This window comes from Rufibacter ruber (genome assembly GCF_001647275.1).
Taxonomy (GTDB): domain Bacteria; phylum Bacteroidota; class Bacteroidia; order Cytophagales; family Hymenobacteraceae; genus Nibribacter; species Nibribacter ruber_C.
Genome location: NZ_LRMM01000009.1, coordinates 78,446 through 93,245, shown reverse-complemented (window position 1 = coordinate 93,245; position 14,800 = coordinate 78,446). Strand labels below are relative to the sequence as shown.

General features: G+C 49.1%; 14 protein-coding genes. 12 read left to right on the top strand and 2 right to left on the bottom strand.

All coding sequences use genetic code 11. The features are described from left to right. Positions 1 to 59: 59 nt before the first annotated feature. On the bottom strand, positions 60 to 1,325 hold the full coding sequence (locus A8O25_RS05620) for a dicarboxylate/amino acid:cation symporter (protein WP_066831948.1): 1,266 nt from the start codon (positions 1,323 to 1,325) through the stop codon (positions 60 to 62). Positions 1,326 to 1,516: 191 nt separating this feature from the next. Between A8O25_RS05620 and parS the strand changes: the two genes are divergently transcribed. From parS to A8O25_RS05565, 11 genes are all read left to right on the top strand, one after another. Beyond that, complete coding sequence (gene parS / locus A8O25_RS05615; RefSeq protein WP_066831946.1) at positions 1,517 to 1,945, top strand: type II RES/Xre toxin-antitoxin system antitoxin; 429 nt, start codon at positions 1,517 to 1,519, stop codon at positions 1,943 to 1,945. Next, positions 1,942 to 2,403, top strand: coding sequence for an RES family NAD+ phosphorylase (locus A8O25_RS05610; protein ID WP_066831944.1), 462 nt, complete (start codon positions 1,942 to 1,944; stop codon positions 2,401 to 2,403). The genes parS and A8O25_RS05610 overlap by 4 nt, the downstream gene beginning before the upstream one ends. A gap of 603 nt (positions 2,404 to 3,006) precedes the next feature. Beyond that, positions 3,007 to 3,402, top strand: a complete 396-nt coding sequence (locus A8O25_RS05605; RefSeq protein WP_066831942.1) for a hypothetical protein — start codon at positions 3,007 to 3,009, stop codon at positions 3,400 to 3,402. Positions 3,403 to 3,494: 92 nt separating this feature from the next. Further along, positions 3,495 to 4,049 carry a Riean_0653 family protein gene (locus tag A8O25_RS05600; protein ID WP_153042604.1) on the top strand — a complete coding sequence of 185 codons (555 nt, stop codon included), beginning with the start codon at positions 3,495 to 3,497 and terminating at the stop codon, positions 4,047 to 4,049. Between the two features lie 149 nt (positions 4,050 to 4,198). Beyond that, the gene (locus tag A8O25_RS05595) at positions 4,199 to 5,848 is read left to right on the top strand and encodes a S41 family peptidase (protein WP_161947702.1); all 1,650 of its coding nucleotides are present in this window, start codon (positions 4,199 to 4,201) and stop codon (positions 5,846 to 5,848) included. A gap of 301 nt (positions 5,849 to 6,149) precedes the next feature. After that, positions 6,150 to 7,388, top strand: coding sequence for an alpha/beta fold hydrolase (locus tag A8O25_RS05590; protein WP_066831935.1), 1,239 nt, complete (start codon positions 6,150 to 6,152; stop codon positions 7,386 to 7,388). Positions 7,389 to 8,162: 774 nt separating this feature from the next. Next, positions 8,163 to 8,993: a glutaminyl-peptide cyclotransferase gene (locus A8O25_RS05585; protein WP_082893474.1), complete on the top strand. Its 831-nt coding sequence runs from the start codon at positions 8,163 to 8,165 to the stop codon at positions 8,991 to 8,993. 79 nt (positions 8,994 to 9,072) lie between these two features. Continuing rightward, entirely contained in the window at positions 9,073 to 9,894 is an 822-nt protein-coding gene (locus A8O25_RS05580) for a PhzF family phenazine biosynthesis protein (RefSeq protein WP_066831933.1), read from the top strand. A gap of 117 nt (positions 9,895 to 10,011) precedes the next feature. After that, positions 10,012 to 10,989 (top strand): isoaspartyl peptidase/L-asparaginase family protein, encoded by a 978-nt coding sequence (locus tag A8O25_RS05575; protein ID WP_066831931.1) that lies wholly within the window; start codon positions 10,012 to 10,014, stop codon positions 10,987 to 10,989. A 26-nt stretch (positions 10,990 to 11,015) separates the two neighbouring features. Continuing rightward, positions 11,016 to 11,765 (top strand): copper homeostasis protein CutC, encoded by a 750-nt coding sequence (locus A8O25_RS05570; RefSeq protein ID WP_066831929.1) that lies wholly within the window; start codon positions 11,016 to 11,018, stop codon positions 11,763 to 11,765. A 134-nt stretch (positions 11,766 to 11,899) separates the two neighbouring features. Beyond that, positions 11,900 to 13,054 carry a sigma-54-dependent transcriptional regulator gene (locus A8O25_RS05565; protein WP_066831927.1) on the top strand — a complete coding sequence of 385 codons (1,155 nt, stop codon included), beginning with the start codon at positions 11,900 to 11,902 and terminating at the stop codon, positions 13,052 to 13,054. 95 nt (positions 13,055 to 13,149) lie between these two features. Here A8O25_RS05565 and A8O25_RS05560 read toward each other — a convergent pair whose 3' ends face one another. Further along, a complete protein-coding gene (locus tag A8O25_RS05560; RefSeq protein WP_066831925.1) occupies positions 13,150 to 14,142 on the bottom strand; it encodes an acyl-CoA synthetase family protein in 993 nt (330 codons plus the stop codon). A gap of 46 nt (positions 14,143 to 14,188) precedes the next feature. On the opposite strand from A8O25_RS05560, the gene A8O25_RS05555 reads away from it, so the two are divergent. Then, positions 14,189 to 14,782: a hypothetical protein gene (locus tag A8O25_RS05555; protein WP_066831923.1), complete on the top strand. Its 594-nt coding sequence runs from the start codon at positions 14,189 to 14,191 to the stop codon at positions 14,780 to 14,782. Positions 14,783 to 14,800 lie beyond the last annotated feature (18 nt).

Here is a 14,800-nt window from a genome sequence, read left to right as displayed (position 1 = left end):
CCTTCTTTGAGCCATTTCCTGTTTCCGGGTGTTTTTCAGAAAACAGCCCGGAAACAGGATTATCCAATTTCCTCCTTGGCGCGGGCCATATCCAGTTCTTTTTCCCATTTAGAGACAAAGATGGTGGCCACCGCATTCCCAATGAGGTTGGTGAGGGCGCGGGCTTCACTCATAAAACGGTCAATGCCCAGGATAAGTGCGAGGCCGGCCACCGGAATGCCGCCAACGGCGGGCAAGGTGGCCGCCAGGGTGATGAAACCGCTCCCGGTCACACCCGCCGCCCCTTTAGACGTGAGCATGAGCACCAGCAGCAGGGTAATCTGCTGCCCCAGATCCAGGGGGGTGTCAGTGGCCTGGGCCACAAAGACCGCGGCCATGGTGAGGTAGATAGAGGTTCCGTCCAGGTTGAAAGAGTAGCCGGTAGGCACCACAAGACCTACCACGGGTTTGGCACAGCCCACATTCTCCAGCTTCTCTATCAAACTGGGCAGTGCCGCCTCTGAGGAGGACGTTCCCAACACAATAAGCAGCTCTTCTTTGATGTAGCGCAGCAGTTTGAAAATGTTGAACCCAATGGCTTTCAACACGCCCCCCAGCACCAGTACAATGAACAGCAGGCACGTGAGGTAAAAAGAAACCATCAGCAGCCCCAGCGATTGCAGGGACCCCAGCCCGTACTTGCCAATGGTGTAGGCCATAGCCCCCAAAGCGCCCAGCGGTGCCACTTTCATAATAATATGGATGACCGCAAACAGAATGTTGGAAAGGGACTGAATGAAGGTGAACACCGGCTGCGCCCGCGGCCCAATCTTTGACATGCCAAACCCGAACAGCACTGAGAAAAACAGAATCTGCAGCAGATCACCCTTGGCCAGGGCGTCTATAATGTTATCTGGTATGAGGTGCATGAAGAACCCGATGGTTCCGCCGTCTTCTGCTTTTTTAGCGCTGGTCAACGCAGACAAGGCACCGGTGTCAAGGCTGGCGGCATCTACGTGCATGCCCGCCCCGGGCTTCAGCAGGTTTACCACCAACAGCCCCAGCAACAGGGCCAAAGTGGTCAGGACTTCAAAATACAGCAGCGCCTTTGCCCCTACCCGCCCAATTTGTTTCATGTCCTGCATGCCGGCAATACCAGTGACAATGGTGCAGAAGACTACCGGCCCAATCATCATCTTCACCAGCTTGATAAAGGCATCACCCAGTGGCTTTAGCTGCACCCCCAGGTCGGGGGCAAAGTGGCCTAGCAGCACCCCAAGGGCAATGGCTGTAATTACTTGGAAATAGAGACTCTGGTAAAGCGGCTTTTTCTTTTTTGTCTGCACTGGTACGCGTTTGGGAATAAGGTAATGAAAACCACGAAGGGAAAGTTGGCCCTCGGCTGCAATATGAACGCCCAATATAGGGATTCAATTTGTTTTCCTCGTCTAGTTTTAAAGGCACGCAAACTATTTTATGACACTTGTCGTTCTTTTAATGACAACTTTCTTATATTTGACGCATTACTCCCACAGCCATGGCCAACACGTTTAACCTTGAGAAAAACCTTTCAAACAGCTCAGTAGATGACCGTGACATTCTGCTGCTGGTGCAGACGGTGCGGCAGGGTATTAAATACCCGCTGTTTGTGAAGATTGCAAGCCAAAGTCCCTTTAACCTGAGCGAATGGTCTGTGTTTCTGCATTTGTCTGAACGCACCATTCAACGGTACAAGAAAGAGAAGAAAACCTTTGACCCCATACATTCTGAGAAGATCCTGGAGGTGACCCTGCTGTACAAGCGCGGCATTGAGGTGTTTGGTGACGCAGACAATTTTAACGCCTGGCTGGAGGCCAAGAACGTAGCACTGGGCGGCATCACCCCGAAGAGCCTGCTGGACACCACCTTCGGGATCAGCCTGCTGAAGGATGAATTGACGCGCATAGAGCACGGGGTGCTGGCATGAGGGTGTACCGGCTCAGCAAGGGCCTTTATAAAAATGACCTCTCGGGCCGCGGCGCCGAACTGGCGGGCGGGCGCTGGAACAGCAAAGGCACCGCCCTTTTGTACACCTGCGAGTCCCGCGCCCTTTGCACCACAGAAATTGCCGTGCATACGCCCCTGGGTATTGTGCCGTCTGACTACTGGCTCATTACCCTGGAAATTCCTGACGCACTCCCGTTCCTTGAATTTGAGCGTACGCTCCTCCCCCCCGACTGGAAAACCTTTCCCCACCCCAATGCCACCCAACTCCTGGGCGACACCTTTGCCCGCGAAGGCAAATTTGTGGCCGCCAAAGTCCCCTCAGCGGTGGTTCAGGGAGATCACAACTACCTCCTGAACCCCAGGCACCCAGAGTTCCGACAGGTGCAACTGGTCGCTTCAGAACCCTTCCCGTTTGATGAGCGGCTGTTTGTGAAATAATGGCTGGTAGAAATAAATTTATAACTTAGAGGGAGATACCTGTACTGCTTCCGCCGGAAAGAAGTAAAAGACAGTGCAGTTATAGTGCTGATAAATGTAATTGTGACGGTTATACAGTAGTTGGGTGTCATTGTAAACATGAGTTCTAGCGGCGGCAAGCAAAAAAATCAGCAATGCCGACAAAAGAATCAGCATGCGCTGCAAAAGTAAATCAGCTAAAAAGTTAGATTAGCTTTATAAAAGTTAGGGAACGTCGCCCGACTTTGACCGAAAAATGTTGCAGAAGAAGAATTGTCGTTGCGTTCGCGCAAAAAGAATTTATCAGGAATGCGCGCAGTCCGACTTCTCAAATGCGTTTTCGGCCTCTTTTTCGGAAATGAAGCCAAAACGGACGACCAGAAAAAGTAAGTGAAGCAAAAGCAGATTCGCTTGGCAAGCTGTTTTCTGGCTATTTTCCGAAAAACAGGCAAATAACAGAAAATAAAAAATCGGCGGGCGGCGCAAAGAAAAACAACGTCACCCAACAATGTGTAAAAGTCATCTCGGCCGACGGCCTTCGCCGTCTTTTACACGAGGCCGTTGGCAATCATTAAATTCAAGAAAATGACTAAGATACTATTAGTAGTTTTTTTAACATCAGCTTTGCTTAATAAGAATAGCCCATGCAATATCCAAAAAGTATATGGAGAATGGATATTTATTAAAAGTTATAGCGGTGAATTATCAAGTATAAAAGGGTTAGGTGACAACATTTTAAAAACTAAGTTTGGTCTGATTACTATGACCTACAGCAAAGATGGACAGTATACCAACGACCAAGGTGATTATGTTACTAAAGGAAAATTCGTAATAGACAAAGGAAAATGTCTCATCAAAGAATCAGAAAAATCTAATTCCAAATCTTTAAAAAATAATTTCAAAATTTTACATGTCGACGATAAATATCTTTTGATATATAATATCGGACAAGATTATACATATTTCTATAAAAGAAAATAACGCTTGCCAACATTGTATAAACGTCACTTCGGCCGACGGCCTAGCACGTTTTTTATACTAGTCCGTTGAAAAAAATTTAAAACAAAATGAATATGAAAAATATCTATTATTTATCGAATCTACTTCTTCTGACATGGTTACTCACAGGATGTGAAAAAGAGGAGTTGCCTAAACCTACTCAAAATGGTTCGGGCATAATTGCCTGCAAAGTAAATGGCAAACCATGGATTGCGGAAATCAAAAGTCTATTTGCGAATGGTGAGAAATTCTATGTTAATTATGGGGCTAATAAAAGTCCTAAACGCTTCGTTCTTGGCGCAAGACGCACGACCGATGACCATAATAGCAGAATTGAAATCGCCCTGGAGGATTTAAGGACCACTGGCATTCAACAACTTAATTTTGACACCTATTCTTATCCTGGCAATCTTTCATTCAAGAATTACGGGGGACACAACGATTATAACGATTTCAGGGCTGAAAAAGACTTCCTAACGAATACCAGGCATACGAGGGCTGTCAACATTACGAGATTGGATACGGTGCAAAGGATAGTTTCGGGCACTATTTATTTTACGGCCGAAAACCTATCCGGAACAGGAGAAACAGTTAATGTCACAGATGGTCGTTTTGATGTGAAATACTAAAAAGGAAGAGAGTACTACATAACAACCAATAATAAAAGTAACAGTCTCAGGTTAATCTTAAAATATACTTTTGCCAACAGTGTGCAACCACCATGCTTCGGCCGACGGCCTTGCTCGCTGTTTTACGAGCCGTTGGCAACAATATCAAGATGAAAAATATAATTCTAGTTCTCCTGAGTATCATAATTAGCTATAAAACTGTAAATGCTCAAAACAACTTATCTGATACAGAAAAACTAACAGCAACTGCCAAAATCTGGGGGTTTCTGAAGTATTACCACCCGAATGTTGCCAACGGAAAGTTAGACTGGGACAATCAGTTCCTAGAAATCTTACCCTCCATAGAAAAGGCCAGCACCAAAGAGGAGCTGTCTGGCATCTTTGCAGCCTGGATCGAGTCTCTAGGCGGAATTAAGTTGTGCAGAAAATGCCAGATAAGTCCTCAATCAGCACAATTCGATAAAAACTTTGATTTGACTTGGTTTGAAAACAATAAGGTATTCACCAAAGAGCTCACGGAAAAACTTAAGTTCATAGAACAAAATAGGTTTCAGGGGAAACCTTTTTATGTAACTACCGAGGGTCGAAGCTCCAGCCTTGTTATCTCGAATGAAAAGCCATATGACAACTTCGTCTGGACAGACAGGCCATTACGTCTCCTGTCTTTATTCAGGTACTGGAATATAATCGAGTATTTCTATCCCCACAAGTATCAACTAGACACGGAATGGGATGAGGTTCTCTCCCAGATGCTTCCTAAATTTTCCTCCCCAGCTTCTGAATTAGCGTACCACTTGGCCATGCTGGAGCTTGTGGTAAAGATTGATGACAGTCATGGCTACTTTACAACTGATGTGCTGGATGGGCATTTCGGCCTGAAACAAATACCAGCGGCGTTCAGAATCATTGATGATCAGATTATAATAACGGGCATTTATGACAATGCACTGGCCAACTTAAATGACATAAAGGTAGGGGACGTCATAAGCAAAGTGGAAGGTGTTGAAGTAGCTGAGGTATTGAAGCAGATTCTAAAATATTGCAATGGATCGAACTATCAGTCCAAACTAAAACATGCTACTGTCAAAATCCTAAATGGCTCTTCGGACAGTGTCAACGTTGAAATTACGAGGGGTGGGGAAACCAAAGACCGAAAGCTGGCAAGGTACACGTTTGACCGATTTAAGTATGGTACTAATCAAAAACCGTGGGAGGTTCTTCAAGATAACATTGGTTATATTAAACTGGGAATCATCAATGAGAAAGAACTTGCTGATGCCCTTCATAGCCTGGTAAGCGCCAAAGCCATCATTATAGATCTGAGAGGTTACCCTAAAGAATTTTATGGTTACCATTTCAGGGACTTTCTGGGAGTGAGGAACGCAGAAACGAATAAAGTATTAAAGCCAGATTTTAGGTTTCCTGGCAAGTATATTTTATCCAACCATACTATTGTTCCTAAAGGGGATCCCAAGTTCACAGGTGAAGTTCTAGTTCTTGTTGACGAATACACGCAAAGCAGGGCCGAATATACTGCCATGTGGCTACAGAATGGATACCATGTAAAAACGGTAGGCAGCCAAACCGCAGGAGCAGGCGGAACGATGGTTCCCCAGGAGTTTGTAGGAGGTTACAAATCCTACTTTACGAGTAGTGCCATCTTCTACCCAGACATGGCCCCGATACAAAGAAAGGGTGTGAAAATCGATATTGAAATTAAACCAACCCTTCAGGGGACGGTTGATGGCAAAGATGAAATACTTGAACGGGCTATTGAATTAGTGACTAAAAATCAATAAATACTGTTGCCAACCACGTGTATACGGTATGTTCGGCCGAGTGCCTCGCCGCCTATTACATAAGTACGGTAGCGGTCATTGAACATATAAATCACTCACATTCAGATCTGTTTTTTTGTTTCTGGGATATTCAGAGAATGACAGGTCCTTTTGCACTTCCCTTTGACGCCGCATCCTGCTAAAAAATTTTCCTGCCGGGCAACCACTTCCTCCAAGATAGCATCTTCCAGATGGTAGCCTTCTGCGGTAGCACTAAGCCAGACCAGGTTACGTCCATCTTTTCTAAACAAGAATAACTATCATGACCAAAAGATCCTTCCTGCTGCTGTTTTTCTTAGGGAACATGGCGCTGGCAACTGCCCAGCAAACAAAAATGATAAACGTCCAAGATCATTCGCTTGAAATGGTGCAGGCAGGAACAGGCGCCTACACGGTTATCTTCGAGTCTGGCTTCGGAACGGATTATAAAGTATGGGGGCCCGTGGCTTCCGAAGTCATGCAATCAAACCAGGTCATGCTGTATTCAAGGGCCGGAACGGGTAAGTCTGAACCAAACCCGAAGCCGCAAACCTTGGAGGCAGCATTGCAGGATCTGCGCACCCTCATTGAACAGGCAAAGCTGCAACCACCCTTTATTCTGGTGGGCCACTCATACGGCGCCTTCATCATCCGCGCTTATGCGGCGCAGCATCCGGATGAGGTTAAAGGCCTGGTCTTTGTTGATCCGGCGCAAGAGAAAATGATGCAGGAGCTGAAAAAGGCAGATCCTGCCAAAGCGTTAAAAGACATTGAACTGCAAAACAGCTTTGTGCCCGCCAGGTTTCGGCAGGAAAACGATTTGATCAACCAGATATTTGACAAAGGCGCGCTGCCTGACTTCGGAAAGCTGCCACAGGTACCGGTTGTGGTGCTCACCTCTGTCCAGCACCGGGCTAACCCGGAGCTGTTTCTGCACGAGCCGAAAGGTGTGGCAATATGGCGAAACCTGCACACCGAATTCTTCAGTCAGTTTACCAACGGTGCACACATTGTAACAGCCAGAAGCGGCCACAACATACACCGCGAAGAGCCCGAGTTAGTAGTTAATGCCATTAGCCAGGTGGTGCAGGCGGCCACCAAGGAAAAGCAGCGACAGGAGCACGAAGCGAAAATGACGACTTTGGAAGCGAACATGATGCAGGCGGCCACTTACCTGAAAACACGAAAAGAGCCAAAGGCAGAAGAAGTGGTTTTTGAGGCGCTAAAGAATTCAGGTTTTAACGAACGCATGATCAACACCATTGCCTACCAGCAGCTCAGCAACCCCAACAACCTGGCTCTGGCCCTGCTGACCTTCAAGTATAACACAATCCAGTACCCGCAATCGGCCAACGCCTTTGACAGCTATGGAGAAGCCTTGCTGAAGCAGGGGAAGCTGAAACAGGCAGAACAGCAGTTTCTAAAAGCCATTGATCTTGCCGCTACAGCAAACGACTCCTCTACCCTTAAAAGCAGCCAGAAAAATATAGAGAAAATCAACCAGTTGAAAAAGACCAAATGATTCTGGAGTGGGGCTGCGTAAACCTACGGCACAAAAGGGAAAGAATTGCTTTCCCTTTTGTGCCGTAGCACCAAAACTCAAGCACCTGGAATAAGAGCGCTCTCTCTTTAGAATTTACAGTACGTAGAAGCTGAACTGAATTTAACCCATAATAAAAAACAATGTCCGCTAACAAAACCTATAAGGTAGCTGCGCCATCTCATGGCCAAACACATTGTGGCAAATTTAAATAGTAGCTTTTAGGTTAGGCAACCAGTAAATTCAGCAGCAAGCGTAGCAGAAGCAACACTAGATCTCAGCAGGAGAAGCAGAAGCCTCATAAGCGGAAGGGACGTTATGTTTGATCCGGAAAAGTCGCAAAATGCGTACAGCCCAACCTACTCCTAGAATGCGTTTTCGGCCTGTTTTCCGGAAAACAGCTCAAAAACAGACAAGAAGGATTTAGCTCGAACTCCGGTTTCCTGTTTTTGGCCTACTTTTAGAATAACAGGCTAAAAACAGAGGGAACTCCAACCCGTACAAAACCCCTAAATCCTGATCAGGCAGGTAGGAGACAGCTGTTCGTTTTGACCTCCAGAGAACAAACCCGCATGAAAGGGTCTCTTATTCATTTATGATAGTATTGCCACCATTGTGAGCGAACAGGGACCGCTAAAAAAACTCCGCTAAAGTGGGTGGCAAGAATTTATCTTCTAAATTGCACCCTCACCCATACCTGGCAGCCTTACACCAGGCACTTCCGTTTCAAGAAAGTGACAAAACCCTAGCAATACTATGCGCGCGCCATTTTCTATTACGTTAGCTCTCGCGCTAACCCTGCTCATTGCCAGCTGTGACAAGAGCCAGAAAGCACCTGAAACCCCCAGCACCTCCCCCGCACAAGACCCTGCCGGCGAAATCAACTATGGGGTGGTGAAAACCCTTCCGCATGACACCACCGCCTTTACAGAGGGGCTGCTTTTTCACAACGGCACCCTATATGAAAGCACAGGGTCTCCGGCCGACCTTCCGCAAACCAGATCGGTCATTGGCGTGGTAGACCAGGAAACCGGGCGGCTACAGGTAAAGACGGAGCTGGATAAGCAAAAGTACTTTGGGGAGGGCATCGTGATCTTGAATGATAAAATCTACCAGCTGACCTATGTGAGCAAGGTAGGCTTTGTATATGACCTGGCCTCATTTAAGAAAGTGGGCGAGTTCTCGTTCCCCAGTGATGAGGGCTGGGGCATGACCACAGACGGAACCCACCTGATCATGAGTGACGGCACTGAGCAGCTCACCTATCTGGACCCTACCACTTTTAAAGTAGTTAAAACAGTAGAAGTTTCTGACCAATACGGTCCGGTTGATGATTTAAACGAGCTGGAATACATCAAAGGCTTTCTTTACGCCAACGTCTACACCACCAATAACATCTTGAAGATAGACCCTGCAACGGGTAGCGTGGTGGGGCAGCTCAACCTCACTTCACTGGCCCAGGACGCCCAAAGACGCTATGCGGGTTCCTTAGAGCTGAACGGCATTGCCTTTGAAGAAGCAAGCGGCAATGTTTACGTGACGGGTAAAATGTGGCCAACCCTCTATATTCTAAGGTTTAAACTGTAGCAGTAGGTTTTTTCTCTCCCAGCCTCCCGTTGGCATGCCGCCTACTTGCCCGTGTGGGTAAATCCTGTAGCTTTGCCTTATGGCAACCCAGATTCAAACCTTTTTGATTGATGCGTTTACCAGTCAGCCTTTCAAAGGAAACCCGGCAGGTGTCTGTTTACTTGACTCACCGCTGGAGCCTCCCCTTATGCAGGCCATTGCCGCCGAGTTGAATGCGTCAGAAACTGCCTTTCTGGTGGCAGATGTTTCCCACAGCCACACCTACTCTATCAGGTATTTTACCCCCACGGTAGAAATCGGCTTCTGCGGGCATGCCACAGTGGCCGCAGCCAAACTGGTTCTGGAAAAGCGAAAGTGGCCGCACGTTCAATTCCGCACCGCCCATGGGTTGGTACTACAGGCAGCTCCGCATGAAAGCGCGGTGCTTCTCCAGTTCCCGCTGTACCTGCCAAAGCCTTATGGACCCGCGCCTGCCCTTTGGGAGGCCCTGGGTCTTCCTGCCCAGCCACAGGTATTTCTGGCGGAGGAGCTGCACATGCTGTTGCTGGAGGTGCCCTCCCTGGAGGATCTCCTGCTGTTGAGGCCAGATTTCACTAAGCTCCGGCAGGCCGTTGAGGGCGTAAAAGGGCTGGCGGTTACCACACAGACCCCAGATACCCCCTTTGATTTTCAATCCAGATGTTTCTGGCCATGGGTGGGCATTGACGAAGACCCGGTCACCGGTTCTGCCCATAGCGCCCTGGCGTCTTACTGGTCGCAACGCTTGCAAAAGAAGGAACTCAAGGCGTACCAATGTTCCAGACGCGGGGGCTCTATGGAGTTACGCATTACCCGTGATAGCACCCTGGAAGTCAAAGCCTTCGCTACCATTGTCTTAGAAGGCACGCTGCACCTGGCATAACTTTCTACCTCTAAAAAGATGGAGATTGTCTCTTTATAGACTCTATTTCTGTTTTCGGCTTAGTTTTCTGAAAACAGACCCAAAACGAACAAACACTGCATTCCCTCCTACACCTAAATGAACAGCAGAAGAAAATTTCTCAGATTATCTGCCCTAAGTGCCACACTGGTGGGGGGCATTTCCCCTTTTCAAAGAATATGGGCAGGTGCTCTGGAAAAGCCAAAGGCAAACAAGCCCATTGTCATTTCTACCTGGGACCATGGCATGCCCGCCAATGAGGCCGCCTGGCAGATCCTCTCCCTAAACGGATCAGCGTTAGACGCAGTAGAAGCCGGGGTGCGCGTGCCAGAGGCAGACCCCAACGTCCGGACGGTGGGCTACGGCGGTTTCCCTGACCGGGAAGGCAAAGTCACCTTAGACGCCTGCATCATGGACAAGGACAGCAACTGTGGCTCGGTGGCATTTCTCCAGCACATCAAACACCCCATCTCAGTGGCGAGAAAAGTCATGGAAGACACCCCGCACGTGATGCTGGTGGGCGAAGGGGCGCTGCAGTTTGCCTTGAGCAAGGGGTTTCCCAAAGAGAATCTCTTAACTCCAGCCTCAGAGAAAGACTGGCAAAATTGGCTCAAGGAGTCAAAATACCGGCCGGTCATCAACATTGAAAACCATGACACCATAGGCCTGCTGGCCCTGGATGCCAATGGCGACCTGGCGGGCGCCTGCACTACCAGCGGGGCGGCCTATAAGATGCACGGCCGCGTAGGCGATTCCCCCATCATTGGCGCGGGGCTGTATGTAGACAATGAAATTGGGGCCGCCACTGCCACCGGCCTGGGCGAAGCGGTGGTGAGAACCGTAGGCAGCCACCTGGTAGTGGAACTGATGCGACAGGGACTGTCGCCGGAGAAAGCGTGTCAGAAGGCGGTGGAGCGCATCATGGTGAAGCAGAAAAATGTGAAAGATCTGCAGGTTGGTTTCATTGCGCTGAATAAACAGGGGGAGTATGGGGGCTATTGTATTCACCGGGGGTTCAACTATGCTGTTAAAGACCACCGCACCAGCCAACTGATTGACTCTAAATTCAAGATGTAGCCATGGCCCCTCCTACTCCCCCCCCTATGCTGGAAGTCTGCGTGGACTCGGTTGCCTCTGCCGTCACCGCGCAGGCCGCCGGAGCACACCGGGTAGAGCTGTGCGATAATCTGGTGGAGGGCGGCACCACGCCCAGCGCTGGCATGATCAAAGCCTGCCGCGCCCACCTCACCATCCCGCTGCACGTTCTCATTCGGCCCCGCCGGGGCGATTTCCTTTACTCAGACCTGGAATATGACGTGATGCGGCAGGACATTGAGGTGGCCAGGCAGTTGGGGGCAGACGGGGTGGTGACGGGCGTTCTGTTACCAGACGGCCACATTGACAAAGCCAGAACGCACGCGTTGGTCCAGAAGGCCCGCCCCATGAGCGTGACCTTTCACCGCGCCTTTGACCTTACCCCTGATCCTCTCCACGCCCTGGCTGATCTGCTGGAGTTAGGGGTAGACCGGCTCCTGACCTCCGGGCAGCGGCCTACGGCAGCAGATGGGGCAGAATTGATCAGACAGTTACGGGTGGCGGCCAGGGGAAAAATGGCCATCATGCCTGGCGGCGGAATCAATGAGGAAAATATCACGGCGCTGATCAAGGCAACGGGTGCCAGTGAATTTCACGCTTCGGCCCGGCAGCTGGTGGCGTCTGGAATGGAGTTTAAAAGGGAGACGGTGCCCATGGGCGGCACGTTGTTGCCAACAGAATACGCGTTTATGGCCGCCTCTGGCCACAGAATTCAGACGCTGCTCCGGCTGGCCCAGAGTCAGGAGCCGGTAGAATGACGTGGTTTGGCAATCTCTGTTTTTGGCCTGTATTTTTAAAAACAGCAAAAAACATCCTGATGCGCCTTTCCCGCGTATGCCACGGAAATATTCACGAACTTCAACCGTTCATATCTACAGAAAAAACGAAGAACATGCCCAAGATCCTGATCATAGATGACGAGCGCAGCATTCGCTACACCTTGAAAGAAATTCTTGAATACGAGAGCTACACCGTTGATGAGGCCGAAGACGGGGAACGCGGCCTGGACTTGCTCCAGAAGTCAAAGTACGATGTGGTTCTCTGTGACATCAAGATGCCCAAGGTAGACGGGATGGAGGTGCTGGAGAAAGCCGCCGTGCTGGCGCCAGACACGCCCTTTATCATGATTTCGGCCCACGGCACCATTGACACCGCCGTGGAGGCTACCAAAATGGGGGCCTATGATTTTCTGGTAAAACCACCCGACCTGAACCGGCTGTTGGTTTCTGTGCGCAACGCCTTAGACAAGGCTACGCTGGTTACTGAAACCAAAACCCTCAAAAAGAAGATTTCAAAGACCTACGAAATGGTGGGCTCCTCCCCTGCCCTTGGCAAAGTGAAGTCTACCATTGAGAAAGTAGCCCCCACTGATGCACGGGTGCTGGTAACCGGACCCAACGGGGCCGGCAAGGAACTGGTGGCCCGGGCCCTGCACGAGCAAAGCAACCGCGCCCAGGGCCCCATGGTAGAAGTCAACTGCGCCGCCATTCCCAGTGAATTAATTGAAAGTGAGCTTTTTGGCCATGAGAAAGGCTCGTTCACCTCTGCCGTAAAACAGCGCATTGGCAAGTTTGAACAAGCCAACGGCGGCACCCTCTTTTTGGACGAGATTGGCGACATGAGCCTATCGGCGCAAGCCAAGGTGCTGCGGGCGTTGCAGGAGCATAAAATTACGCGCGTAGGCGGCGACAAGGATATCTCAGTAGATGTGCGCGTAGTGGCCGCCACCAACAAAAACCTGCTGGAGGAGATTGAGGCTAAAAATTTCAGAGAAGACCTGTACCACCGCCTGAGCGTGATTCTGATCCATGTCCCCCCTTTGAATGAACGCCGCGAAGATATTCCTGACCTGGTCCACAAGTTTCTTCAGGACGTGGCGCGCGACTACGGCAACAAACCCAAAACCATCACCCCAGAGGCGCTGACGTATCTGCAGGGGCTGGATTGGCGCGGGAACGTGCGGGAACTGAGAAACGTGGTAGAACGGCTGGTGATCATGAGCGATGACACCATCACAGAGGAAGACGCCAGGCAATTTGCCAAATAATATCTGCTAGTTTAACAGGACAGCCTCCTTTGTTACAGGGGAGGCTTTCCTGTTTTCGGGCTGTTTTCTGAAAAACAGCCCGAAAACAGGATTCTCTACCCTACCAATAGATTACAGCCTCTGATATCAGAATTATCAAAACGGCCTAACACCTCAAAAGTGCCGTTCTCATGTAGCTTGCCCAGGTCTTTGGTCTCAATGAAGGCACACGAGTCAACGTTGGCCAGATCTATCACATTGATTCCGCCTGAACCTGGGCCAGAAGTCACCGCAAATGGATCGTTGACATCTCTCACCAGTACTTTCAAGGTTCTGGAGGGATTAAACAGCCCGTGGCCTTTGGAATAGGCCTGGGAGAGCAGTTCGGTCATGCCGTACTCAGAATGAATCTCCCCCACCCCATAAGCCCTTGTCAACTGTTGGTGCAGTTCTTCCCGTACCATTTCACGGCGGCGGCCTTTCATTCCACCCGTCTCAAACACAGTGACATTGGAGAACTCACCGGGCTCCAGTTGGTCAGCAAGATCTAAAAGGGCATAGGTCACCCCAAACAGATAAACGTTCTTCCCTGCCCTTCTGGCTCCGGCCACCGCCCCTCTCAGAGCGGTATGGTTGTCTAAATAGAAACCTTCCTCCTGCTGGCCCGTGGCCTGAATAAAATGGTCTACCATCATCACCAATGACGAGTTGTCCTGTTCCAGGTAAGACGGTAGCAGCCCCAGCACCACACAGCCAGCCAGCGGGCCAAAACTGTCTTCAAACAAAAGCTGTGCATGGTGTTTATAAAAGGCGGTTTCAGCCACCAGATGCTGGCTGCGCTGCTGTAGCGTGGTACCGCTGCTCAAGAAGATCGTTTCTGGCTGAAAAAAATGGGAGACCACCTGATGCGTTTTGAAGAACTCTATGGGTAGAAACGGAATCTGCTCCAGGCTCCCTACTTTTTCCGGATTGGTTCTCAGGTAAGAAAGATAGTCTCTGTAGACGGGGTTTTGGCCAGCCTGAAACCGGAAAAGCAGCAAGGCGGCTTCTTCAAAAGCATGCGCATCTAAAGTGGAAAGGCTATTTTTGAAGTCAGATATAAAAGACATGTAGTCTGAGCGCATAATTCTACAACAAAGTAAACACCTGAGCGTTATGATTCGTAACTTAGGTGCTATTTCTTACACCATGAAACGTCAGAAAACTTTCCTGCCATTTGCAATGGCTTTTGCCATTGGGCTCTCCTCTTGTGTGAAAGACCCGGACTTTCCTATGGAGCCAAGTCTTTCCTTTAGGGAAGTGGAGCAATCTACTGTGACCAATAACCCTTCAGTGGGGGTATATGAGAAATTGATACTGGTACTCAGGTTTCAGGATGGAGATGGTAATCTGGGATTGTCACCTAACAGGGAAAAATATCCCGGTGATTTTAAAGGGCCATTCGCTGATAATCAGAAATACCACTATAACTGGTTTGCAACCACTTATAAAAAAGTGAACGGTAAATATGAGGTTCTTAAGATATCCAACACTCCCCTTGTCTATAATGGTCGTTTCCCAAGAATCGATTCTGAAGATCGTCAGGAGCCGTTAGAAGGAGATATCCGGTACACCATTGAAATAAACAAAAAATCAACCGGCTCGTTTATCCAAAGAGGTGATACTATTCGGTTTGATGTATTCATAGTTGACCGGGCCTTGAATGAGAGCAATACAGTGTCTACGTCAGATATAGTCATCAACTATTAGGAGAGAGAAGGCTCCTTA

Bases quoted from the DNA above. Each gene is read 5' to 3' on its own strand.
- parS (WP_066831946.1), top strand. From the start codon at position 1,517: ATGGCCAACACGTTTAACCTTGAGAAAAACCTTTCAAACAGCTCAGTA.
- A8O25_RS05610 (WP_066831944.1), top strand. From the start codon at position 1,942: ATGAGGGTGTACCGGCTCAGCAAGGGCCTTTATAAAAATGACCTCTCG.
- A8O25_RS05605 (WP_066831942.1), top strand. From the start codon at position 3,007: ATGACTAAGATACTATTAGTAGTTTTTTTAACATCAGCTTTGCTTAAT.
- A8O25_RS05600 (WP_153042604.1), top strand. From the start codon at position 3,495: ATGAAAAATATCTATTATTTATCGAATCTACTTCTTCTGACATGGTTA.
- A8O25_RS05595 (WP_161947702.1), top strand. From the start codon at position 4,199: ATGAAAAATATAATTCTAGTTCTCCTGAGTATCATAATTAGCTATAAA.
- A8O25_RS05590 (WP_066831935.1), top strand. From the start codon at position 6,150: ATGACCAAAAGATCCTTCCTGCTGCTGTTTTTCTTAGGGAACATGGCG.
- A8O25_RS05585 (WP_082893474.1), top strand. From the start codon at position 8,163: ATGCGCGCGCCATTTTCTATTACGTTAGCTCTCGCGCTAACCCTGCTC.
- A8O25_RS05580 (WP_066831933.1), top strand. From the start codon at position 9,073: ATGGCAACCCAGATTCAAACCTTTTTGATTGATGCGTTTACCAGTCAG.
- A8O25_RS05575 (WP_066831931.1), top strand. From the start codon at position 10,012: ATGAACAGCAGAAGAAAATTTCTCAGATTATCTGCCCTAAGTGCCACA.
- A8O25_RS05570 (WP_066831929.1), top strand. From the start codon at position 11,016: ATGCTGGAAGTCTGCGTGGACTCGGTTGCCTCTGCCGTCACCGCGCAG.
- A8O25_RS05565 (WP_066831927.1), top strand. From the start codon at position 11,900: ATGCCCAAGATCCTGATCATAGATGACGAGCGCAGCATTCGCTACACC.
- A8O25_RS05560 (WP_066831925.1), bottom strand. From the start codon at position 14,142: ATGTCTTTTATATCTGACTTCAAAAATAGCCTTTCCACTTTAGATGCG.
- A8O25_RS05555 (WP_066831923.1), top strand. From the start codon at position 14,189: ATGATTCGTAACTTAGGTGCTATTTCTTACACCATGAAACGTCAGAAA.